Here is a 21,375-nt window from a genome sequence, read left to right on the forward strand (position 1 = left end):
TCTTTTACCTCTTTTTAAATCTTAGTGATCGGTGCAAAGGCCGCTAATAGTCGCTTGATCCCTTGGCCAGCAAAGGCGATATCAAGTTCGATATCTCCACCACTACCACTGACCTTGACCACAGTCCCTGTACCCCAGGCTTTATGGGAGACCTTATCACCGATATTCCATTGTTTCTTTTCAGCCCCAGTTCCTTGGCTTTTTTCGACAGTTCCAGCTGGTTTGCGGTAAACTGGCTTCTTAGCAAAAGGAACATCGACTTTGGTTTTTGGTTGATAATCAGCTAAAGTTTCGTTATCACTTTGCAACAATTCATCGGAGATCTCACTGATAAAGCGGGAAACTTGGTTGCTCTGGCGCCGTCCATAGAGCATCCGCGAGAAGGCATTTGATAAGTAGAGTTCTTCTTCAGCCCGGGTGATCCCAACATAGGCCAAGCGCCGTTCTTCTTCGAGCTCACTTTCATCCATCACAGCTCGGCCTAACGGGAAGATCCCTTCTTCTAAGCCCATCAAAAAGACTGTTGGAAATTCCAGACCCTTAGCGGCGTGCAATGTCATCAAGGTCACTTCATCTGGATCTTCATCAACGCTATCTTGATCAGAAACCAAAGCTAGGTCAGCTAAGAAATCAACGAACGGATCGCTATTTTCTTCTTCTGGTTCCCAGTTTTCATCAAATTGCTTTGTTACAGACATGAATTCTTCTAAGTTTTCTAGGCGACTTTGATCTTCGAGCGTATTTTTAGCTTGTAAGCTTTGTTTATAGCCCGATTCATCTAAAATGATCTCCGTCAACTCAGTGATATTCTTAGTTTTCTCCAATTCATTGAAGCGCCGGATCAACTTAGCGAAACTTTCTAATTGGGTAGCTGCCTTGCCACTTACGCCAGTCATAATGACGTTTTCTGCTGCTTCGATCAAGGCAAGACCGTTCATCTCAGCAAATGCTTGCAATTTAGCCAAACTAGTTGCCCCGATCCCCCGTTTAGGTTCATTAGCAACACGCGCAAAACTCAAGGAATCATTCGGATTGGCAGCTAAACGCAGATAAGCTAAAATATCCAAAATTTCCTTTCGATCGTAGAACCGGTGAGCCCCAACTAATTTATACGGGATATTAGCTTTGACAAATGTTTCTTCGATCACACGTGATTGGGCATTTGTGCGGTATAAGACAGCAAAATCGCCATAATGCTTACCTTCAGTGCGCATCTTTTGCTGGATCTGCTTAACGACATAAAAGGCTTCATCGTTGGCATTATCTGCACGATAATAATGGATCTTTTCGCCTTCTGCATTTTGTGTCCATAATGTTTTAGCTTTACGATTGATGTTATTTTCGATAACTTCATTAGCCGCTTGCAAGATCGTCTTAGTTGAACGATAATTTTGTTCCAACTTGATCACGGTCGCATCAGGATAATCTTCCTCAAAATTCATGATATTTTCCATATTAGCTCCACGCCAACCGTAAATACTTTGATCAGCATCCCCCACAACACATAGATTACGATATGTTTGAGCTAACATGCTGACCAATTGATATTGAGCTTCGTTAGTATCTTGGTATTCATCCACATGGATATAGTGAAATTTACGTTGATAAAATGCCAATGTTTCTGGTGATTCTTTAAATAACCGGATCGTTTGCATGATGAGATCATCAAAATCCAAAGCTTGATTATTTTGCAACTGCTCTTGGTATAATTCATAAGCATCACTTACCACCTGTGAAAATGGATCAGCTGCATCTTTTCTTAGTTCTGCTGGTGTCTTTAAATCATTTTTGGCGTTCGAGATCGCACTCAGAACGGCCCGGGGCTCGAATTTTTTAACGTCAACGTTTAAGTTATCCGCTAAAATGTGTTTCATCAAAGTCCGTTGCTCACTTGTGCTTGCGATCGTAAAATTGCGATCATAGCCGATCTTTTCAGCATCACGGCGTAAGATCCGGACACATAAAGCGTGGAAAGTCGAGACCCAAATATCTTCTGCACCTTCAGCGATCAACTTATTGATCCGCTCACGCATTTCCCGCGCTGCTTTGTTGGTGAAGGTGATCGCTAAAATATTCCAAGGATTTACATTTTTTTCTTCGATCAAGTAGGCTACACGGTGTGTCAAGACCCGTGTTTTCCCACTACCGGCACCGGCCATGATGAGTAGTGGCCCTTCAGTGCAGGCTACAGCTTCTGCTTGCTTATCATTCATGCCATCTAATAAGTTTCTTGCTGTCAAAATTTTCAAATCCCCTCTAAAATTTTCAATCAATGCCTATTATAGCAAATATTACAGCCCTATTCTTTAAAATTACTTAAATCTTAGCAAACAAGATGTAAAAAGACGCCGATATAAATACCGTGCGTCTTAAAAAATACTATTCAATTATTTCATCATCAGCTGTGATCTCATCCCAGATCCCAGTTGCTTCGACTTGTTCCTTGGCATGTTTGCTCGAATCAGCGGTCACTAGAACATAGCCTTCAGCTTTAACGGGATGAAGCGATTTAGGATAACGGAAATAATTGTAATGCCAGTTATCCTTTAAGACCCATTGTGTCCGCAAAGCATCGGTATCCTTGGTCGCGATCATCACCATCTCAGTTGGTTTTACCAAGTTAGGTTTAGACAAAGGGATCTGTGCCAAGGCACGCAAATGTTGTTCAAACATCGAAACGTCGGTCGCCTTATCAAATACATAACCTGAAGCATATAATGCCGGAATGATCCGTTTGATATACAAAGCACCACTCTTAGTCAAGAAAAATTCTGCTTGTAAGACCCCAACATAATTCAGTTCTTTGACGATCTCAGCTGTCAAGCGCTTGACCTCAGCTGCAACTTCACCATCTAAAGCTACTGGTGCCAAGGTCGCATGTAAACGGTGTTCGCGATAATAATCTTCTGCGATCGGGAAATACGTCAAGTTACCGTCTTTATCTCGGGCTAAAGTCAGGGATAATTCCTTTTCATACGGGATCCATGACTCGAGAATATAGGTCCCTAGATCGATTATGTCCGCACACTTAGCAATGTCGGTTTGTTTTTTGATGATCTGTTTTCGGCGCTTACCAAAACCTTTTTGGATCGGTTTTAAAATGCATGGATAACCGATCGAACTGACTGCTTGGTAAACATCATCTAAACTGACGATCGTAGCGTACGGTGCAACGTTGATATTGAGCTGTTCAAAGAAAGCCCGTTCTAATAAGCGGTCCTGCGTGATCTCCAACGTATCACTACCTTGGGGGACCCGCGTGAAGCGTTGCAAGAATTTGACCGCCTCAACATCAATGTTTTCTGAGGTATAAGTTACTAAGTCACACCGCTGTGCAAAATCTTGGAGCTTTGTTTTTTCGTTCAACTTACCGACCATTTTTACATCAGCTTCGGCTAACACGGGATTACTTTCGTCTGAACAATAAACGATCACAGTAAAGCCCATTTTCTTAGCCGCCCGTGCTAACATGATGCCGTTGGGATTGCCCCCGATGATCCCTAAAGTATCGCCTGGAAAAAGGATCTCTTGTTCCATTCTCTCACAACCTCTCGTATCACTAATACTTACTTTCTATTTTACCACATTACTCAGCAAGACAGTATTTTAACAATGTAAATTTTTAAAAATATATTTTGTGCCACCTAACAAAAAAAGTAGGCTATCACCTGCTTCACACATTATTTGTCTACATCTTCTAAAACACGCACTTGTTACTTGATATCTTTTTTAGCTAGTCCTGCTCTACCCTTGAAGGCCAAATTCAATAATACTGAACTTAAACTTGCCACCACGATCCCATTACCTAAGAATAGTTGAACTGCACGCGGTAGATTTTGGAAGATATTTGGATAGATCGACACGCCCAGACCTAAACCGATCGAAACCGCCACAACTAAGATATTTCGTTGGTCGGTAAAATCAACATTAGCTAAGATCCTGATCCCTTGCACACTGATCATCGCAAACATCACTAGCATCGCCCCACCTAAAACCGGTGTCGGGATCATCGTCGCTAACGCCCCCGCCTTAGGCAACAGCCCTAACAGCATCAAAAGTCCTGCTGACCAATAGATCGGACGCTTGGTCTTGATCCCTGAAAGCTCAAGCAAGCCAACATTTTGTGAAAATGTCGTATATGGGAAAGTATTGAAGATCCCACCTAAAATGACAGCCATCCCTTCAGCGCGATATCCAAGTTTGAGGTCTTTTTCGGTGATCTTTTTATTCAAAATATCCCCTAAAGCAAAATAAACACCCGTCGATTCGACCATGGAAACCAAAGCGATGATGATCATCGTAACTGAAGATGACCATTCAAAGTGAGGCATCCCAAAGTAAAAAGGCTGTGGTACGTGGAACCACGGTGCTTCATGTAATGGCGCCAAGGAAACTAGCCCCAGCGCTGCAGCTACTAAACTCCCGATCACTAATCCCAGTAAGACTGCGATTGAACTCAAAAAGCCCTTTGCAAAGACTTGGATCGCTAAAATCAAGATCACCGTCAAAAAGCCCAAAGTGATATTGGTAAGTGAACCAAAATCTTTAGCACTAGCATTACCACCACCGATATTTTGGATCGCGATCGGGATCAATGTCAGACCGATAACAGTGATCAACGTCCCTGTGACCACAGGTGGAAAGAGGCGTTTGACCTTCGAAAACTGGCCCGAGACTAGACAAACAAAGATCCCCGCCACAATGATCGCCCCATACATCGTCTGGATCGTAAATTGGCTTCCGATCATCTTTAACGGTTCGACAGCTTGGATCGCACACCCTAAAACAACGGGCAGGCCGATCCCAAAATAACGATTGCGCATAAGCTGAAGTAAAGTAGCTAACCCACACATAAAAATGTCGATCGAAACCAGGTAAGTCATCTGTTCGGTGTTAAAATTCAAGGCTGTCCCGATCAATAAGGGAACGGCCACCGCTCCAGAATACATCGCTAATAAATGCTGTAAACCTAGTAAAGCCGCCTGACTGTTATTTGCTTTTTTCATCGTGTTATTCCCCCACAAAGTGCACTTTATCGTCTTCAAAAGAAGCGATCCGCGCAAGTGATTCCAATCTTACCCCGCGCTCTTTGATCAATTTAGCCCCATCTTGGAACGATTTTTCAACAACTACCCCTGCTCCAACGATATGGGCACTAGCTTGGCGACAGATCTCAAGTAAGCCCAAGACTGCCTGCCCGTTAGCCAAGAAATCATCGATCACTAACACGCGGTCAGTTTCCGATAAAAATTTTTGGTCAACTGAGATCGTATTGGTCACCTTTTTAGTATATGAGTAGACCTCAGCCACATAGACATCACTATCCAAGGTCGATGGATTTTTCTTGCGCGCAAAGACCACTGGAACATCCATCACGAGTCCAGCCATGATAGCTGGTGCGATCCCTGAAGCTTCGACCGTCAAGATCTTTGTCACAGCCTCATCTTTGAATAAACGCTCAAATTCTTGGCCGATCTCATACATCAACTGTGGGTCGATCTGATGGTTCAAGAATTGATTGACCTTTAATACGTTTCCCGGTAAAACAACACCATCTTGTTTGATGCGTTCTTCTAATACTTTCAAGCTATAGCCCCCTAAAAATAATAAAGACCAGACTTTGGCAAAAACAAAAGTCTGGTCTCCTAACGTTTTTTTACTCATAGTCCAAGATTTACGGTCTTGGGTAGAAACTCGCCAACCAGATTATGGCATTATATAAGTAACCTGTAGCTAGAATAGCATAACTATTTTTCGTTTTCAAGCTCAAATATTCGGCTTTTACACCAAAATATCTGAAATGTATCATAAATCGTATTGATTTAAATTATACTGTTTGATCAAGGCAATCAACTTTTCGGCATAATTAGGATCAGTCGCGTAGCCTTGATTTTGTAAAGCCCACGCTGCTTGTTCATAATTTTTGGCTTGCAGTACTGGCCCATAATGATCGGTATTCCAGTCCGTTCCATCAACAAAAAGTTGTGTATGCGCCTTGACCGAATCTTCCCAACTGCCATAGACTGCAAAAGTATCCTTGATCGTAGTCCATTGGCCATCGACATATTCTTGCGTTGTCATCAAAGACCCGTTCGGATTTTTGATCCCAAATAAGTTATTGTACTTAGCAGAAAGTTCACTTTTGCCCCAATCAGACTCTAAGGCTGCTTGAGCTAAGGTGATACTTGCTAAAACACCATACTGGCGCTGTTCGGCTTGCGCGATCGGAGCAAGTTGCTTGATAAAATTTTGTTTAGCTTGTTCATCATTTGAAGTTGTCGCTTGCGGTGTCTCACTAGTAGCAAAATATTTATCTGCCATGCCCGTAAGAAATGTTACCGCTAGTAGCACTATAAAACCTAAAAAAAGTAACTGTGAGTAATTTTTCTTTTTTCGACGTGCCACAAAATACCGCCTTTCTTAAAAATCAAGAACCTACGCTTTTAATTTTCTCAGTAAAGAAAGCGAAACACTGGGGGCAATGATCGCTGCCAAAGCCGCTTCTGGTAACCCATTTGTTGCCACGACCCCCAATAGATATGGTAACAAGGCTGCTACATCCAAGGCATACATGGCTGGTGCTTGCCCTTGATAAAAGAGATAGATCTGGCCTAAAACTAACGATGTATTAGTCAATGACCCTAAAACGGCTGCGATACCTGCAGCTAAGATCTTTGAGGATAAGCGTTTAGATAACCACATAAATGTATAGCCTGCCACGACCCCGATCAAGATCCGAGGTAAAACAGAGACCAGTGGATTCGTAAAGACGATCGTTGCCAAGGGACTCGTCGGCCAAACAAAGGCGCGAATAAAGGTGATCGTGCCCCAGACTCCACCGACGATCGCACCATCTTTAGGTCCTAAAACGAGTGCAGCCACGATCACAGTGATATGGATGATCGTTAAATTAAGGGGGCCAAGTGGAATATAACCCAGAAATGGGATAAAATTTTGGATGATAATGATCGCTGTAAATAGCGCTAAAAAGGCGATCCGTTGCGTTTTTTTTCGTTGTTTCAAATTAAACTTCCTTTTTTATGATCTTTTTATAGATTATATTATCCTGCGTTAAATATTACAAAAGAAAAGTTCGCTGATCACTTGTAAGTTTATTTTAGTCAAATTTGGCTATGATGCAAGGAATTTTCCAAAAATTTAAAAAAGTCAGTTCTAATGCTTACAGCACTAAAACTGACTTTATATTACACTAAATAAATTGTAAGATCGCCATCAAGATCGGTACTACGACTACAAATAAAACAGTACTCATCACGACCACATCAGTTGCATATTTAACATCCCCATGAGCTTCCTTTGCCAAAATAGGTAAGACGGCTAACATTGGAGTTGCTGATTGAACAACTAATGTTTGACGCATCAATGTCGGTAAGTCGACCCCAAAACTTGCACCTGCTTTGATCAACAAGATCAACACGACTGGTGATAACACAAAACGACCTAATAATGCCAAAATCGAATCGCGTTCGAACCGGAAATTGTTCAAACCTGCATCACATAACACGATCCCGATATAGATCAAGGACAATGGTGTCACCAAAGCACCGACATAAGACAAGGTTTGTCCCATAAAACTTGGTACTGGGATCCCTAATAGCAACCACACGATCGCTACGATAAAACCAACGAGTGGCATTGGTAGAACTTTTTTCCAATTGATCTTATGAGCTTTCTTTTGACTCTTATCGACCGTTGGATCATCATTTGAGATCAAGTAGACCCCAAAAGCCCAAGTTGAAACGGTATTGATGATGTAATAGATCAAGAAATAACTCATCGCCTTTTCACCAAAAAGCGCATTGTTCAAAGGCATCCCGATAAAGATCGTATTTGCGTTAACGACCGCATTCATGAAGATCCCCCGACGACCCGGCTTGATCTTTAAGACTTTAACTGCTGACCAAGCGATCACATAACCAATGATCACACCTAAGGCTGGAAAAATAATACCTTTTCCTAAACCTAAGAGGCTTTCCCGAGTCAAGTGATCCATCACACCCATAAAGATCGAAGCTGGTAAAGCGATCTTAGTGATCAAAGATGCGATATTGCCACCAAATGAATCGGCAAACCAACCTGTTTTACGTAAAATATAACCAAGTGCCATGATCAATACGATCACAAGCACACTTGAGACGGAAGTTAAAAAAACTGCCATAATAATTCTCCTTTTTCTTCTGCCAAAGATAAAAGACCAACAAGTGGCCTTTTATCAATTTATTAATATTTAGGTTCCCACTTCATATCAGCCACTGCCTTCTTAGCGTCTGTCACGCCAGCAAGGCCTTGATCGATCGCTGATTGTGCTACGACTTGAGCAACTGTTTGTGAGAATTCTTGTAACTTAGAAACTGGTGGTAACACTGCAGCACCTGGTTGATCTGGATCAACGATACCACCTAAAGCGTGGGCTGCATCGGCCAACATCTTTTCGTTTAAGATCTTAGCTTTAGCCGCGATCGCACCAAAACCAACACCTGGGTAGACCAAAGCATTGTTTGCTTGACCGATATTGTAAGTTACACCGTTATATTCGATATCACCAGCTGGGATACCTGTTGCAACTAAAGCACGACCATCTGTCCATTTCAAAAGATCTTCTGCTTTAGCTTCAGCCAAACGTGTTGGGTTAGACAATGGGAAGATCACTGGACGTTTCGTGTGAGCTGCCATTTCCTTAACGATACTTTCCGTGAATGTACCTGGTTGTGTCGAGGTCCCGATCATAACAGTTGGATGAACTGCTTTAACGACAGCTTCTAAGTTCGTTAACTCATCAGCATTCTCAAATTCTGAACGTTTGCGCACAAAAGCTTTTTGACCTGGAGTTAGATCTTCTGTATCTTCGAATAAAAGCCCTTGTTTATCGACTAAGTAGAAGTGCTTTTTAGCTTCTGTTTCGCTCAAGCCTTCGCGAACCAATTCATCAAATAACATATTGGCGATCCCGACACCAGCTGTCCCAGCACCGAAAGTCAAGAAGATCTGATCGGTGATCTTTTCTTTAGAAATATTCATCGCACCCAAGACACCAGCAAGCGAAATGATACCTGTTCCTTGGATATCGTCATTGAAGGTCAAGATCTTATCTTGATATTTTTCCAAGATGACCGCTGCATTCGAGCGTCCAAAGTCTTCAAAGTGCAGTAAGCTTTCAGGGAAGAGTTTTTCTGCTGCAGCAACAAACTTGTCGACCATTGCATGGTATTTTTCACCATAAACACGTGCATGGCGGTTACCAAGGTAAAGAGGATCATTCAATAGTTTTTCATTATTTGTTCCGGCATCAAGTGAAACTGGTAAAACTTGAGCTGGATCGATACCAGCAGCTGCTGTGTAGACCATCAATTTTCCGACTGCGATATCAACACCATTAACGCCCCAATCACCCATACCAAGGATACCCTCAGCATCAGTTACAACGATCAAACGAATGTCACGCCCGTCAGCCGCATTTCGCAAGGACTCTTCGATGCTGTCTTGGTCATCAACAGAAATAAAAGCTGCTTCTTGGGGACGCGTGAAGATCTCACTGTATTGTTCGATCGATTCAGCGATCACTGGATCATACACGATCGGCATAAATTCTACGATATGTTGTCCCATCAAATAGTAGAATAGTGTTCGATTCGTATTAAAGATCGTCATCAAGAATTGGCGTTGTTCTAATTGGCTTGATTTGCGCTTGAATTGACCGTAAGCTTGGTCTGCTTGTTCTTGTAAAGTTTGGACCTTAGCTGGTAAAGCACCTGTCAAACCAAGTTCTTTACGTTCTTTAACTGTAAAAGCTGTTCCTTTATTTAAAAAAGGATTATTTAAAATGTTCATTGTATCTGCCATGTTTATCGGCTCCTTTTTTACTAGATCTCAATTGATGTCACTCATTTTAAAACGGTGCGATTTTTATAGTCAACTTTGTGGTACACTATTAGTAAAATTAATATGAGCTTTTAAAAAGCTGTCAAATCAAGGATCTGAAGATGAATATTAGAGATTTTGAATATTTCCACCAATTAGTCAAAGAAAAAAATTTTTCCAAAGTTGCCCAGATATTCTCTGTTAGCCAACCAACGGTCACATTAGCGATCAAGCGGCTCGAAGAAGAATTTGAAACGACCTTTTTTATCCGGGATCGCTCACACAAAGAATTACTGGTCACCCCTAGTGGCTACCAATTTGATGCCCATTTAAAAGTGATCTTAAACGAGTTAGCTATCGCTAAAAAAGAAGCTTTGCGTGCTAAACAAGAAAAATTACTCTTTGGGCTACCACCGATCATCGGCAATTATTTTTTCCCCAATATCGTTTCTAAATTGATCGCGACTGGTTTGATCGAACAACTCGAGACTAGGGAAGCTGGTTCACAAGCTCTACTTAAGCTCTTATTAGATGGCTCGCTTGATTTTTGTCTCTTAGGCTCACTTGAACCTTTGACCCAACCCGCTCTAAAAGCTGAAACTTTTGCTCAAGCGTCATTTAAGATCATCGTCAGCAAGCAACATCCCCTAGCCTCAAAAAAGGCCGTCTATTTTTCCGAATTAAAAGACGAGCGCTTTATCGTGCATAATGAAGGCTTCATTCATGATAAGGTCCTCAAACTCTTAGCACAAAAAGAGCACTTCCGACCTGATGTCATCTACCGTACTAATTACGTCCACGTGTTAAAATCCATGGTCGTAAGCAACACGGGGATCGCCTGTTTGACAGACATTGCGATCAGCCCCAACGATGACTTTTCCGTTCTAGAACTCCTAGACGAACAACAGCCCAAATTCTTACTCTCGATCGTCACACGTGCGACTCAAGTAATGACACCAGCTAAAAAACAGTTGCTAGATATCTTGCACGACACGGTCTATAACTCCCCTATCGGAAAGGAAAATGAATAATGACTTTAGCAAGATTTACCGCTCCGCAACAACAATATTTCAAACTAGCTATGACCGAACTCAAAGCACAAAAGAAACGTTCCCACTGGATGTGGTTCATGTTTCCCCAATTACGTGGCTTAGGCAAAAGTCAGACCGCTCACTTATACGGGATAGCTGATCTCAATGAAGCCCAAGCCTTCTTGGCCGATCCATATTTAGGCAACAATTTACGTCAATTGTGTGAAGTTCTGTTACAAGTTCCGACCAATAACGCTAAAACGATCTTTGGTTTTCCCGATGATCTAAAGCTCAAGTCGTCAATGACACTCTTTTTTAAAGCCAGTAACGACCCCATTTTTCAAGCTGTACTGGATAAATTTTTTCACGGTGAACATGATCAAAAGACCCTTTTATTACTAAAAAATATGTAACAAACAAAACTAACATAACAACAAGGCCCTCACCACGATGCCACGTGGTGAGGGCCTTATATACTATTCTTTTCGCAAAGCTTCAACTGGGTCTAATTTTGAAGCGCGATCGGCTGGCAAAAGTCCCGCTAACATGCTGATGACTACACTGATCACGATCCCTGTCAAAATATAGTTAGTCGTCATCATCACTACTGGCACCTCAAACTGCGCTACCGTAAAATGGTTGACTAAAACTTGTAAGATCCAAGTTAACACGACTCCCAGTATTCCTGAGCTGAGACCGATCAAGAAAGCTTCTGAAACAAAGATCCGTCGAATGTCTTTTCTTCTAGCACCTAAGGCTTTCAAGACTCCGATCTCTTTAGTGCGTTCAACCACCGAGATATTCAAGACTACTAAGATCATGATCGCTGAGACCACTAACGAAACGGCGGCGATCGCGGCTAAGACATAGCTGATGACATCCATCATCTTAGTAAACATCTCAGTCATCGTTTCTTGCATCGAGCCACTGAAACCAAGCTTTTTGACCTCATCTTTGATCTTTTCGGTATTGTCTTTATCCTTAGTATAGAGATAGACAACATTAGGCTTCAACGTCTGTCCATTTTGAGCAAAAATATCTTTTAGATCGCTATAACGGACGATTGCAGTGCTGAAGTTAGACCCCTGCTGTTCATAGGTCCCGCTGACCTTTAATTTTTGCTCGACTTGCTTACCATCGATCGTTAGCTTGAACGTTACTTCTTTACCAACAATATTCTTGGTCAAGAGATCTGCCGTTCCCTTATCAAGTAATACCTCATCTTTTCCAGGGGCTTTACCTGAAACGATACTTGACTTGGTGATATTGCTCGACATCGTTTGTAATGTCATGATCGTAGCATTTTTATCACCATAACTAACACTGTTTGTGCCTAACGAAAGCGTCGAATAGCCCTTTTCCAGACGATCGACATGTTTGATAGTTTTAAGTTTTGTGATATCTTTTGTCGTAAAATCATTATCTGTTCCCGAGCCCGTCAAAGCTGCCATATTGTTTTGTTGCATCCGACTGATCTCTGCATGATCGTCCATATCCGGTTGCTTATCAGGATCAGGCATCATGCTTTGGCGATGGACTTCTGTCACATTAGGATTGGTGTAACTATTCATCGTATCTTTAATATAAGTAGTTACGCCCCGCCCGATCGATAACATCAAAACAACTGCCATGATCCCGATACTAGTCCCAAAGGCAACTAAAGTATTACGGCCCAATTTGGCTTTCATATTGAGAAAGGCTAATCTGATCGCATTGAACAAGCTCATATTTTTGACTTCGATAGCGTCATGTTCTGTTCTCGTCGCTAAGGGCTCTAACTTACCCGTCACTTCATCTGAAACCAGTTCTCCATTATCGATCCGCAAGACCCGTGTACAATGGGCAGCTACACGATCTGAGTGAGTCACCATCAAAACTAACTTACCACTTTGCGCGATCTCTTTGATCAAAGCCAAAACATTGTCTGTCGTTTCAGCATCTAAAGCCCCCGTAGGTTCATCAGCAATGATAACATCGGGATCATTGATCAAAGCCCGGGCGATCGCAACGCGTTGCTTTTGGCCGCCAGAGATCTGATCTGGCTTTTTATAGAGATGATCTTTTAAACCAACCTTTTCTAACAGTTCCTTGGCGCGTTTGACCCGCGTCTCCTTATCGACATTAGATAACGTCATCGCTAAGGCAACATTATCGATCAAATTCAAATGGGGGATCAAATTAAAGTTTTGAAAGATAAACCCGATGCTTTTCTTATGGTAATCAGCTAGTTCTTGTGCAGTGTAATCGCGCAAATTTTTACCGCGATAACTGATTTCACCCTCAAAGTCAGAATCCAAGCCACCGATCAAATTCATCAACGTGGATTTTCCACTCCCCGATTCACCGACGATCGAGACTAACTCACCGGCTGAAAAGGTCGCATTGATATTTTTCAACGCCTCAAAGGTGCCGCCTCCAGCCATTTTATAAATTTTAACGACATTTTTTAATTTTAAGATATCCATCCTGCCCATCCTCTCTGTATCTTCCCCCTCACCATAATTTTAATATTTAATAATTGAACCGTCTACAAAAAAAGACTAGTGACAATTGCCCCTAGTCTAAGCCGTTTTAACTATGCATGTGCTCTTCTACTAAAGATAGCCGACACAATAAGTACCAAGATCACCGCACCGATGATCGAAGGAATGATCGCCATCCCCGCAACCTGTGGTCCCCAAGCACCTAGTAAAGCTTCACCTAATGATGAACCGATCAGACCAGCTAAAATATTACTGATCCAGCCCATCGAACCACCATTTTTCGTCAAGGCACCTGCAATTGCACCAATGATCGCACCAACGATCAATACCCAAAGCCAATGTAACATTTAAATCACTTCCTTATTTATTTTTATCGTCTTTTTCAAATTTTTCTTTTAGTTTTTCAGCACCCTGTTCGATATCTTCTTTCAGATCAGCTGCTTTTTCACGCGCTTTACCCAACAATCCTTGTGCTTTACCTTGCGTTTCGCGCACCTTGTCATCGGTCAATTTTCCTTCAGTCTCTTTGACCTTACCTACTGCCTCGTCTTTTAAGCCTTTTAATTTTTCTTCACTCATTTTTGGTCCTCCTACTTATTATCTTGTTGCAATTCTTCTTTAGTTTTTACGTCGTTGATATGCATTTCAAATTTCACTAAATTTAGCCCTGTCATCTCGCGTAAAGCTTTTTGGACTCTGCTTGAGACCTCTTCAAAGATCGTCTCGGCACTTTTACCATATTCGATCGTGGCATCCATTTTGATCGCCACTTGCTTTTCACCGACTTCAGCTTCGATCCCTTTGGTCTTATCGGTCCCTTGGGTCAGTTTATCGGTAAATTCACTGAACATGTTGCCATCAAGTGAAATGATCCCGGGAACTTGATTTGCTGTGATCCCGGCAATTTTTTCGATCACCTGATCATCAAAGGTCAATTTCTGTTCTAACTTTTCTTTCTCCATATCGCTTACCTCGCAATTTCTTTGTATCCCTAGACAATAGTAACTTTTTGATCATAATGATATGGTTTAAGTTTTAAATTTAAACGTCTTAGTTCGATATTCAACATCTCCTTTAAATCACGCCTCACAGTTTGGGTGATTTGTGACTCTAACACTGTAGGATCGGTCGTTTGCGATAACGTCGCCACAACAACTACATCAGCTTGCCTTCGATTAGATAACAACTTAACTTTGACCTCAATGTTAAACAGATCATACTTACCAAGCGTCAAACGAACATTATTCTCAACTGCCTTTTGATCGATCTGAACCTTACTGGCATGATCGCGGTGGATCGTCATACTGCCCTGTGTCGTCGGACGACTGATCGTCCAACTAAGCCACAAAACTGCAAGTACAACTAGATATATCCCAAGGCCTAAAATGACCTTTTGCCCAAAGTCAGTCAGTAGATAGGCAAAAATATTTTGGAAGATACTTGCCTGTGGGAAAAACCACCAAGCGATCACGATGCCTCCTACAGCAGCTTGGAGAAACATTCCGAAACAAACACTCCATTTGATCCATGCTTTCATGACATCACGCCTTTCTTGTCCCTGTCTTAACCTTAACAGGTATCTCACCTTTTTGCATGCTATTTCATAAGCAAATCAAACTTCTTAACATAAAATAAATAATATTTAATTTTTTATTATTTTTTCAAAAAAAGAGGCTTTTGTGATATTTGCACCACAAAAGCCTTAAATCATTATTACTATTCAATTCGTTTAAAGAAGAAACTCTTTAACCAATTACGATTTTTCTTTAGTTGTACATAAGCTATCACTGCGAAAAGCAAGGCACCGATAAAATCAGCAAACAGATCGCCCATCGTATCCATCAACGCAGCGCGTCCAACTAACGGACGTCCCGCCTGCATGTAACGTTGGAGGTTCATGCCAAAACTATCACACGTAAACTCATAAAATTCCCATAACACACCACAAAAGACCGCAAAGGCTACGCTATACATCCCAATAAAAAAGGGTGAGATCCTTTCGATAGCATCATCTGGAACTAAAGCGCCAAAGGCTGAAAAGGCAAAACCACCTAACAATGCACCACTTAACAAATGCAGCCCTTTATCCCAATATGGAACACTGTAGAAATGATAGACTGTCCCTAAATAGACTGACCCATAAATAAAGAGGGCAAAGAACAAATACAATGTTGGTGGTAAATAGATCCGCAAGCGCTTAGCGACCCACTTGGGGATCAGTACAATGATCAAACCTAATACGATCTCAAGTGCTAAAAACCAAGCTGCTCCTTGCTCTGCTGTGGGACCTAATAGAGCATCCTTGACTGTAAAGCCCAAGGATAACACCATCGAAATAACGACGAACAGTAAAAATATATTCAAACAACGTTCACTAAAACTGCTTTTTTGCATGTTTTTCTTCCCTTCAAAAAATACTGCTATGTATTAATTAAAGGACAAGCACACATTTTTCGCAAGCGATTATCATCAAATCGTTGGGAAAAGTCCATAATTTTCCGTTTCAAGCACCTTAGTTTTGATCTTGCGCTCCGACAATCCCTCTTGTAGCAGTGGTAACTTTAAGCGTGATTGTTGGTCCAGTAAAAAAACGACCATTTCTGCTTCGTTGACCCCAAATTCATCAGCTGCAAACGCAACCAGCTTCAAATGTAGATCTTCTGTCAACTTTTTTAGTGCTTGATTCAACACTTGTTGTTTTGAGTTATTACTCTTGATAAGTAACATGTCGATTCCCCCTAATTTTTAGTAAGGCAAAAAGGGGTTCCCACATCAGGCCCCCCTTATGCCGATAAGTATGAACAAGCTCGATCAAAAAAGATCGGCTTTCCGCCACTATAACTTATAATGCCAGAAAAATGTTTTATCAGGTCTTGACTGATTTCAGGACGACAAGCTTTTAACGCCCTAAGGCTGATACAGCGGGGCTTCACCGCTTAGCCTAAAACTTGAAAATGACAGGATATAAAAATTATGCTATGATTGTGTCAGAATAATTGATCAAAGCTGACCAGCTAATTGTTGGCGCAATTGCTGGCATTAAGTTTCAATATCGTCAATGGACATGGATCAGTATACGGGAAAGTAATACTGATCCTTTCAACAAAGCAAACAAAATAGAGACAATTTTTAGATATACCTAAATCCTTTGCACTATGAATATATCACTCCAAAATAGGTATGTCAATAAATTATCTTCATTTTGCACCCGCTTTTTTCATTGGCGCTTTATTTGGTCGAATTGATAAAGGAGGTGTGATATGAAGTCAACGATCCCCGAAGTGATCATCACACTTCGAGAAAGTCACGACCTATCGCAAGCACAACTTGCTAAGCTGATGGGCTTAAATAAAAACGTTATGGGGCGGATCGAACATGGTGATCGCCCATTACGCGCAGAGGAGATCTTAAAACTAGCCGAGATCTTCGATGTCTCAACTGATTTTATCTTAGGTAAAAAGTCTGCGGATATTCCTAAGGGAGAAAAGCTTTATCACAAATATAATGAACAAACTGCAAAAGATCTCGCACGCAAGATCAAAGACTTGATCGCTCTTACTGAAAATGAACCCGATCTAAACTTTGACGGCCTACCTCTAACATCTGACAATCGCAAGTTACTTGCCAACGCGCTTGAGATCGGCTTAGAACTCAGCCAACGCAAGCAAGCAGAGCATTATGATAATAACTAGAAAAGTTCTCTAATTTAGAGGACTTTTTATTTTACTTTTCTGAGGCAAGTGCTAAACTAAAACCAAACATACGTTCAGGAGGTTTAAAAATGGAGCGCTTATTTGAAAAAGTCATTACTCTCAAACGATACGATCGGACTTTTGATCCTTATATTCTCTGTGCTACCTTAGATATTGAGATCTTATACTTTGATCTTGGCGATATTCTAGGCTTTAAAACCACTTACTGTGATGTCTCATTGATCTATCTCAACCAACACCTTGCCACTACTACGCAACGTTTTGTCGTCGCACATGAACTAGGGCATATTTTGCTCCATAAAGGGATCAGACCACTATTGCTCCAATATATGAACCATAGTCGTTTTATCTCACACTTTGAAGCAGAGGCCGATCGATTTGCGATCATCTTGCTTTTATGTCACTACTACGCGACGACCGATCTAGAAGTTGGTCCAGATAAATTGATGTATGAGCTGGGGATCCCCGAGCATTGTAAGGCATTATTCTTAGATACGTTTTCTCAAATGCAATTGCATTAGCAACACTTAGCGCAGTTACTGCTTTAAAATAAAAAAGCCACGGTCAAGACCGTAGCTTTCATGAAATATATTAGTTTGTAAAACCGTATTTCTTGTTGAAGCGATCCACACGACCATCGGCTTGTGTGAATTTTTGCTTACCTGTGTAGAATGGGTGTGAGTCGCTGGAGATTTCCACACGAATCAATGGGTATGTGTTACCGTCTTCCCATTCAATTGTTTCTTCAGTTGTCTTTGTTGAACCAGACAAGAACTTGTAACCTGTAGCTGAGTCCATGAAAACAACTTTGTGATAATCTGGATGGATTCCTTGTTTCATTCTAATTTCGCTCCTTTGCCCTGATCCATTTGCTGGGTCAGAGTTATTTTCGTGTTATACAACAAACAACATGATACCATGAATTTTACTTCGTTGCAATTATCTTTTGAGATTTTGTGTCGAACTATTTGAAAGTTCTAGTTGATCGATCTGCATACAAAAATCTTGATTATTTTTGGTTTGGCGCAAGATCTTTAAGATCTGTTCGGTGTCCTTTAGCGTGTCATCCCCCATCGCACGGCGCAGTTTCCAAACTGCTTCCAATTCATCGTCTGAAAGGAGTAATTCTTCTTTACGCGTTCCTGATTTTTTCAAGTCGACCGCTGGGAAGATGCGACGTTCGGCTAAGGTTCGGCTCAATTGCAGTTCTTGGTTACCGGTCCCCTTGAACTCTTCAAAAATAATATCATCCATTCGACTACCAGTATCAACTAAAGCGGTCGCCAAGATCGTCAAGCTCCCACCTTCTTTGACATTCCGCGCAGCCCCAAAGAACTTCTTAGGGCGATACAGTGCCGTTGGATCAAGACCACCAGATAAGGTCTTTCCGCTTGCTGGGACGACTAGATTATATGCTCGAGCTAAACGTGTCAACGAATCCAATAAGATGATGACATCTTGTTTGTCTTCAACTAACCGCATCGCTCTTTCTAAGACCAGCTCAGAAATATGCACATGGTTTTCTGGACGTTGATCAAACGTTGAGTAGACGACCTCACCATTTGGATTGATCTTCGCTAAATATTCTTCCAGATCGGTCACTTCTTCAGGTCGTTCATCGATCAGAAGGACTAATAACTTTGCTTCGGGATGATTTTTCGAGATCCCTGCCGCAATATCCTTTAAAAAGGTAGTCTTACCCGCTTTAGGTGGTGCCACGATCAGCCCCCGTTGGCCAAAACCGATCGGGGCAAATAGGTCGATCATTCGTGTCGATAATTTTTTAGGATCATGTTCTAAGATCAAACGTTGATCAGGATATTTTGCCGTTAACGCTGGAAAATGCGGTCTACCTTTGGCTTCTTCTGGACTTTTTCCGTTAACAGAATCGATATAAAGCATTCCATAGCGGTCGTTAGCGACATTTTGTCTTGGAGGTCGGACTTTACCTACGACCTCATCGCCGTTACGCAAGCCAAAGCGCTTGATCTGAGAAGCCGAGACATAAATATCTTCTTTGGATTGATTATAATTCAATGGACGTAAAAAGCCGTAGCCACCTTCATCATAAAAGATCTCTAAGACGCCCTTCATGACAAAACTTGATTCTTCTGCTTGAGCACGGATAACAGCCAAGGAAAGTTCTTTTTTGTTCATCTGGCTGTAGTATTTGATCTTATACTTACGTGCGTACTCATATAATTCTTTTAACGTCTTTTTTTGTAAGTCTTCTAAAGTTTGCATTTCTGACATGCGATCGCCTCTATCGTAATTATTTTAAAAATCTAGTGTTTCACTCTCAGTGATAACTTTCAGATCAACATTTAACCCGCGGAATTTTTCAACGATCCGATCATACCCACGTAAAATGTTGTCCGCCTTGGTGATCGTTGTTGTACCATCTGCCATTAAAGCCAAACCTAACAATGATACGCCGGCTCTGATCTCGCCAGCTTCTACCGTTGTACCGATCAACTTCTTAGCGTGACCGATCGTGATCACACCATCTTGACTGGAGATCTTAGCACCCATTTTTTGCATTTCAGGAATATGCTTAGTTCTTTGTGGATAAAGGGTATCAATAATCGTTGAACTGCCCTTAGCTTTCATTAAAAGTGGAGTCAAGGGTTGCTGTAGATCAGTGGCTAAGCCTGGGAAAGGTGCGGTTTTGACGCTAACTGGGGCTAGAAGGTCGCCCCCAGGAACATAGATCTTATCTTCATCGATCTCAAGGGTCACGCCCATTTCTTGCATCTTAGCGATAAAAGGATCCAAATGTTCCGTGATCACATTTTTCACCAAGACCCCTTCACCGTTTGCAGCTGCAAATGACAAATATGTTCCCGCTTCGATCCGATCGGGAATGATCGTGTGAATGTTTTGCGCTTTTAAGCTGTCAACACCCTGTACGCGGATCACATCCGTTCCAGCCCCACGGATCTTAGCCCCCATGTTATTTAAAAATGTTGCTAGATCAACGATCTCTGGCTCACGTGCAACATTTTCCATGATCGTTGTCCCTTTAGCTTTGACCGCAGCTAATAAAACATTGATCGTCGCACCGACCGAAACTAGATCAAAGAAGATCCGGGCACCTTGTAAGCCTTCTGGACCAGTCGTGATATAAACCGTATCATCTTTTTCAACGACTTTAGCGCCCAAAGCTTTAAAGCCCTTGATATGTTGGTCGATCGGACGTGGCCCGATATTATCACCACCGGGGAAACCTACGACAGCTTTACCGAATTTACCAAGCAAAGCACCCATAAAATAATAAGAAGCTCGCAAACTGCGAATAGCTCCACCGGGAAGTGGAGTGGATTCGATCGTTGTTGGATCAACGGTAAGTTTTCCTCGGTTATAAAATGATTTTACGTTCATTGATTTTAAAATCAACATTAAGTTGTGCACATCTAAAATATCAGGAACAGAATCAAATTCAACAGGTGTATCAGCTAAAATGGAAGCTGGAATAAGAGCTACAGTACTATTTTTGGCCCCGCCGATCGTCACTTCTCCTGACAATTTTTGCGAACCCTTGACAATCATTTTTTTCATTTTGTTAAATTCCTCACTAAATCAATTAAATAAATATATATCTTTTCGAATCATCATCAAATAGTCTGCGCAGATCATTAAACAGTAAACAATGCGCCATATTGAATTTTACAGGATAAAAGCTAAGGTTTCAATGTAAATTAGTGCTTTATCAGTGAAATATCTTAGCTAATTTTTAAATTACACTAAAACAGCATTGCAATTCGAAATATATTTCAAATCACAATGCTAAAAATCAGCTCACCTGAGCAGCGTATATTCAATTTCCCCGTTATTACATACCGCTAACAGCACATTATTCGGATCATTTGCTTTAAGGTAGATCTTAGCGTTACTTTCTTGGCTGATAATTTTTGAAATTGGAACGAGTTGGTTTTGGATATAGCCATCTTTATCATTATTTCGTAAATTTCCCAATAGCGAACCATCCCTCGGTATCACTTGATAGCCCGCTTTAAATGGACTTATATCGACTTTTATCCCTCTTTGAGCGTATAGTTTTATTATCCTTTTTTCTTTTGAAGTATTTTCCGGCTTACTCTTAAATACTTTTTCAGATCTCGAAGTATGCTGCTCTCTTTTAGGTGCGGAGCTGTTCCCACACCCACTTAGCACACTGATCATTGTTGCAATAAGTAAAAATATTGACCATTTTTTAGCCATCACTAACCTTCTCACTTAGTTATTTTACGCTGATCCTACTACTTATCG

At 41.4% G+C, this 21,375-nt stretch carries 23 protein-coding genes and 1 riboswitch; of the genes, 4 read left to right on the top strand and 19 right to left on the bottom strand.

Going from position 1 to position 21,375, the window contains the following annotated elements; all coding sequences use genetic code 11:
- Positions 1-14 precede the first annotated feature (14 nt).
- The 8 genes from pcrA to GSR62_RS06790 all read right to left on the bottom strand — a co-directional run bounded on the left by pcrA (position 15) and on the right by GSR62_RS06790 (position 9,861).
- A complete protein-coding gene (pcrA, locus tag GSR62_RS06755; RefSeq protein ID WP_143452068.1) occupies positions 15-2,213 on the bottom strand; it encodes a DNA helicase PcrA in 2,199 nt (732 codons plus the stop codon).
- Positions 2,214-2,379: 166 nt separating this feature from the next.
- Positions 2,380-3,537: an ATP-grasp domain-containing protein gene (locus GSR62_RS06760; protein ID WP_066024086.1), complete on the bottom strand. Its 1,158-nt coding sequence runs from the start codon at positions 3,535-3,537 to the stop codon at positions 2,380-2,382.
- Positions 3,538-3,713: 176 nt separating this feature from the next.
- Positions 3,714-5,006: a nucleobase:cation symporter-2 family protein gene (locus tag GSR62_RS06765; protein WP_035447493.1), complete on the bottom strand. Its 1,293-nt coding sequence runs from the start codon at positions 5,004-5,006 to the stop codon at positions 3,714-3,716.
- A gap of 4 nt (positions 5,007-5,010) precedes the next feature.
- On the bottom strand, positions 5,011-5,586 hold the full coding sequence (locus GSR62_RS06770; RefSeq protein ID WP_066024119.1) for a xanthine phosphoribosyltransferase: 576 nt from the start codon (positions 5,584-5,586) through the stop codon (positions 5,011-5,013).
- A 57-nt stretch (positions 5,587-5,643) separates the two neighbouring features.
- Positions 5,644-5,742, bottom strand: a riboswitch (purine riboswitch).
- A gap of 63 nt (positions 5,743-5,805) precedes the next feature.
- Positions 5,806-6,405: a glycoside hydrolase family 73 protein gene (locus tag GSR62_RS06775; protein ID WP_010689543.1), complete on the bottom strand. Its 600-nt coding sequence runs from the start codon at positions 6,403-6,405 to the stop codon at positions 5,806-5,808.
- 30 nt (positions 6,406-6,435) lie between these two features.
- Positions 6,436-7,023, bottom strand: coding sequence for an ECF transporter S component (locus tag GSR62_RS06780; protein WP_066024087.1), 588 nt, complete (start codon positions 7,021-7,023; stop codon positions 6,436-6,438).
- Between the two features lie 187 nt (positions 7,024-7,210).
- Positions 7,211-8,179 carry an AEC family transporter gene (locus GSR62_RS06785; protein WP_010689546.1) on the bottom strand — a complete coding sequence of 323 codons (969 nt, stop codon included), beginning with the start codon at positions 8,177-8,179 and terminating at the stop codon, positions 7,211-7,213.
- Between the two features lie 62 nt (positions 8,180-8,241).
- Positions 8,242-9,861 (bottom strand): malolactic enzyme, encoded by a 1,620-nt coding sequence (locus GSR62_RS06790; RefSeq protein WP_035447498.1) that lies wholly within the window; start codon positions 9,859-9,861, stop codon positions 8,242-8,244.
- A 140-nt stretch (positions 9,862-10,001) separates the two neighbouring features.
- Between GSR62_RS06790 and GSR62_RS06795 the strand changes: the two genes are divergently transcribed.
- Together GSR62_RS06795 and GSR62_RS06800 are read left to right on the top strand one after the other, a co-directional pair.
- On the top strand, positions 10,002-10,910 hold the full coding sequence (locus tag GSR62_RS06795) for a LysR family transcriptional regulator (RefSeq protein WP_066024088.1): 909 nt from the start codon (positions 10,002-10,004) through the stop codon (positions 10,908-10,910).
- Positions 10,910-11,323, top strand: coding sequence for a DUF1810 domain-containing protein (locus GSR62_RS06800; protein ID WP_010689554.1), 414 nt, complete (start codon positions 10,910-10,912; stop codon positions 11,321-11,323). The genes GSR62_RS06795 and GSR62_RS06800 overlap by 1 nt, the downstream gene beginning before the upstream one ends.
- 63 nt (positions 11,324-11,386) lie before the next feature.
- Here GSR62_RS06800 and GSR62_RS06805 read toward each other — a convergent pair whose 3' ends face one another.
- The 7 genes from GSR62_RS06805 to GSR62_RS06835 form a co-directional block, all read right to left on the bottom strand.
- Positions 11,387-13,375, bottom strand: coding sequence for an ABC transporter ATP-binding protein/permease (locus GSR62_RS06805; protein WP_066024089.1), 1,989 nt, complete (start codon positions 13,373-13,375; stop codon positions 11,387-11,389).
- 110 nt (positions 13,376-13,485) lie between these two features.
- Positions 13,486-13,740 carry a GlsB/YeaQ/YmgE family stress response membrane protein gene (locus GSR62_RS06810; protein WP_029507343.1) on the bottom strand — a complete coding sequence of 85 codons (255 nt, stop codon included), beginning with the start codon at positions 13,738-13,740 and terminating at the stop codon, positions 13,486-13,488.
- Positions 13,741-13,753: 13 nt separating this feature from the next.
- Positions 13,754-13,972, bottom strand: coding sequence for a CsbD family protein (locus tag GSR62_RS06815; protein ID WP_035447505.1), 219 nt, complete (start codon positions 13,970-13,972; stop codon positions 13,754-13,756).
- An 11-nt stretch (positions 13,973-13,983) separates the two neighbouring features.
- Positions 13,984-14,355, bottom strand: coding sequence for an Asp23/Gls24 family envelope stress response protein (locus GSR62_RS06820; protein WP_010689639.1), 372 nt, complete (start codon positions 14,353-14,355; stop codon positions 13,984-13,986).
- Between the two features lie 29 nt (positions 14,356-14,384).
- Complete coding sequence (amaP, locus tag GSR62_RS06825) at positions 14,385-14,930, bottom strand: alkaline shock response membrane anchor protein AmaP (protein ID WP_066024090.1); 546 nt, start codon at positions 14,928-14,930, stop codon at positions 14,385-14,387.
- Between the two features lie 179 nt (positions 14,931-15,109).
- A complete protein-coding gene (locus tag GSR62_RS06830; protein WP_066024091.1) occupies positions 15,110-15,787 on the bottom strand; it encodes a DUF2238 domain-containing protein in 678 nt (225 codons plus the stop codon).
- Between the two features lie 75 nt (positions 15,788-15,862).
- Complete coding sequence (locus GSR62_RS06835; protein ID WP_010689642.1) at positions 15,863-16,120, bottom strand: hypothetical protein; 258 nt, start codon at positions 16,118-16,120, stop codon at positions 15,863-15,865.
- A gap of 533 nt (positions 16,121-16,653) precedes the next feature.
- Here GSR62_RS06835 and GSR62_RS06840 point away from each other — a divergent pair.
- Together GSR62_RS06840 and GSR62_RS06845 are read left to right on the top strand one after the other, a co-directional pair.
- Complete coding sequence (locus GSR62_RS06840; protein WP_035447511.1) at positions 16,654-17,085, top strand: helix-turn-helix domain-containing protein; 432 nt, start codon at positions 16,654-16,656, stop codon at positions 17,083-17,085.
- An 89-nt stretch (positions 17,086-17,174) separates the two neighbouring features.
- Positions 17,175-17,627 (top strand): ImmA/IrrE family metallo-endopeptidase, encoded by a 453-nt coding sequence (locus GSR62_RS06845; protein WP_066024092.1) that lies wholly within the window; start codon positions 17,175-17,177, stop codon positions 17,625-17,627.
- A 70-nt stretch (positions 17,628-17,697) separates the two neighbouring features.
- Here the strand turns inward: GSR62_RS06845 and GSR62_RS06850 are convergent, their stop codons facing one another.
- From GSR62_RS06850 to GSR62_RS06865, 4 genes are all read right to left on the bottom strand, one after another.
- Positions 17,698-17,946: a type B 50S ribosomal protein L31 gene (locus GSR62_RS06850; RefSeq protein WP_004049440.1), complete on the bottom strand. Its 249-nt coding sequence runs from the start codon at positions 17,944-17,946 to the stop codon at positions 17,698-17,700.
- A 99-nt stretch (positions 17,947-18,045) separates the two neighbouring features.
- The gene (gene rho, locus GSR62_RS06855) at positions 18,046-19,359 is read right to left on the bottom strand and encodes a transcription termination factor Rho (protein WP_066024093.1); all 1,314 of its coding nucleotides are present in this window, start codon (positions 19,357-19,359) and stop codon (positions 18,046-18,048) included.
- Between the two features lie 24 nt (positions 19,360-19,383).
- On the bottom strand, positions 19,384-20,664 hold the full coding sequence (locus GSR62_RS06860; RefSeq protein ID WP_010689650.1) for a UDP-N-acetylglucosamine 1-carboxyvinyltransferase: 1,281 nt from the start codon (positions 20,662-20,664) through the stop codon (positions 19,384-19,386).
- Between the two features lie 240 nt (positions 20,665-20,904).
- The gene (locus tag GSR62_RS06865) at positions 20,905-21,327 is read right to left on the bottom strand and encodes a hypothetical protein (RefSeq protein ID WP_066024094.1); all 423 of its coding nucleotides are present in this window, start codon (positions 21,325-21,327) and stop codon (positions 20,905-20,907) included.
- Between the last annotated feature and the right edge of the window lie 48 nt (positions 21,328-21,375).

Origin of the sequence: Ligilactobacillus animalis (genome assembly GCF_009933595.1) — a bacterium.
Classification (GTDB): domain Bacteria; phylum Bacillota; class Bacilli; order Lactobacillales; family Lactobacillaceae; genus Ligilactobacillus; species Ligilactobacillus animalis.

Coding starts and splice junctions, on each gene's coding strand:
- pcrA (WP_143452068.1), bottom strand. CDS start 2,213: ATGAATGATAAGCAAGCAGAAGCTGTAGCCTGCACTGAAGGGCCACTA.
- GSR62_RS06760 (WP_066024086.1), bottom strand. CDS start 3,537: ATGGAACAAGAGATCCTTTTTCCAGGCGATACTTTAGGGATCATCGGG.
- GSR62_RS06765 (WP_035447493.1), bottom strand. CDS start 5,006: ATGAAAAAAGCAAATAACAGTCAGGCGGCTTTACTAGGTTTACAGCAT.
- GSR62_RS06785 (WP_010689546.1), bottom strand. CDS start 8,179: ATGGCAGTTTTTTTAACTTCCGTCTCAAGTGTGCTTGTGATCGTATTG.
- GSR62_RS06790 (WP_035447498.1), bottom strand. CDS start 9,861: ATGGCAGATACAATGAACATTTTAAATAATCCTTTTTTAAATAAAGGA.
- GSR62_RS06795 (WP_066024088.1), top strand. CDS start 10,002: ATGAATATTAGAGATTTTGAATATTTCCACCAATTAGTCAAAGAAAAA.
- GSR62_RS06800 (WP_010689554.1), top strand. CDS start 10,910: ATGACTTTAGCAAGATTTACCGCTCCGCAACAACAATATTTCAAACTA.
- GSR62_RS06805 (WP_066024089.1), bottom strand. CDS start 13,375: ATGGATATCTTAAAATTAAAAAATGTCGTTAAAATTTATAAAATGGCT.
- GSR62_RS06810 (WP_029507343.1), bottom strand. CDS start 13,740: ATGTTACATTGGCTTTGGGTATTGATCGTTGGTGCGATCATTGGTGCA.
- GSR62_RS06815 (WP_035447505.1), bottom strand. CDS start 13,972: ATGAGTGAAGAAAAATTAAAAGGCTTAAAAGACGAGGCAGTAGGTAAG.
- GSR62_RS06820 (WP_010689639.1), bottom strand. CDS start 14,355: ATGGAGAAAGAAAAGTTAGAACAGAAATTGACCTTTGATGATCAGGTG.
- amaP (WP_066024090.1), bottom strand. CDS start 14,930: ATGAAAGCATGGATCAAATGGAGTGTTTGTTTCGGAATGTTTCTCCAA.
- GSR62_RS06830 (WP_066024091.1), bottom strand. CDS start 15,787: ATGCAAAAAAGCAGTTTTAGTGAACGTTGTTTGAATATATTTTTACTG.
- GSR62_RS06835 (WP_010689642.1), bottom strand. CDS start 16,120: ATGTTACTTATCAAGAGTAATAACTCAAAACAACAAGTGTTGAATCAA.
- GSR62_RS06840 (WP_035447511.1), top strand. CDS start 16,654: ATGAAGTCAACGATCCCCGAAGTGATCATCACACTTCGAGAAAGTCAC.
- GSR62_RS06845 (WP_066024092.1), top strand. CDS start 17,175: ATGGAGCGCTTATTTGAAAAAGTCATTACTCTCAAACGATACGATCGG.
- GSR62_RS06850 (WP_004049440.1), bottom strand. CDS start 17,946: ATGAAACAAGGAATCCATCCAGATTATCACAAAGTTGTTTTCATGGAC.
- rho (WP_066024093.1), bottom strand. CDS start 19,359: ATGTCAGAAATGCAAACTTTAGAAGACTTACAAAAAAAGACGTTAAAA.
- GSR62_RS06860 (WP_010689650.1), bottom strand. CDS start 20,664: ATGAAAAAAATGATTGTCAAGGGTTCGCAAAAATTGTCAGGAGAAGTG.
- GSR62_RS06865 (WP_066024094.1), bottom strand. CDS start 21,327: ATGGCTAAAAAATGGTCAATATTTTTACTTATTGCAACAATGATCAGT.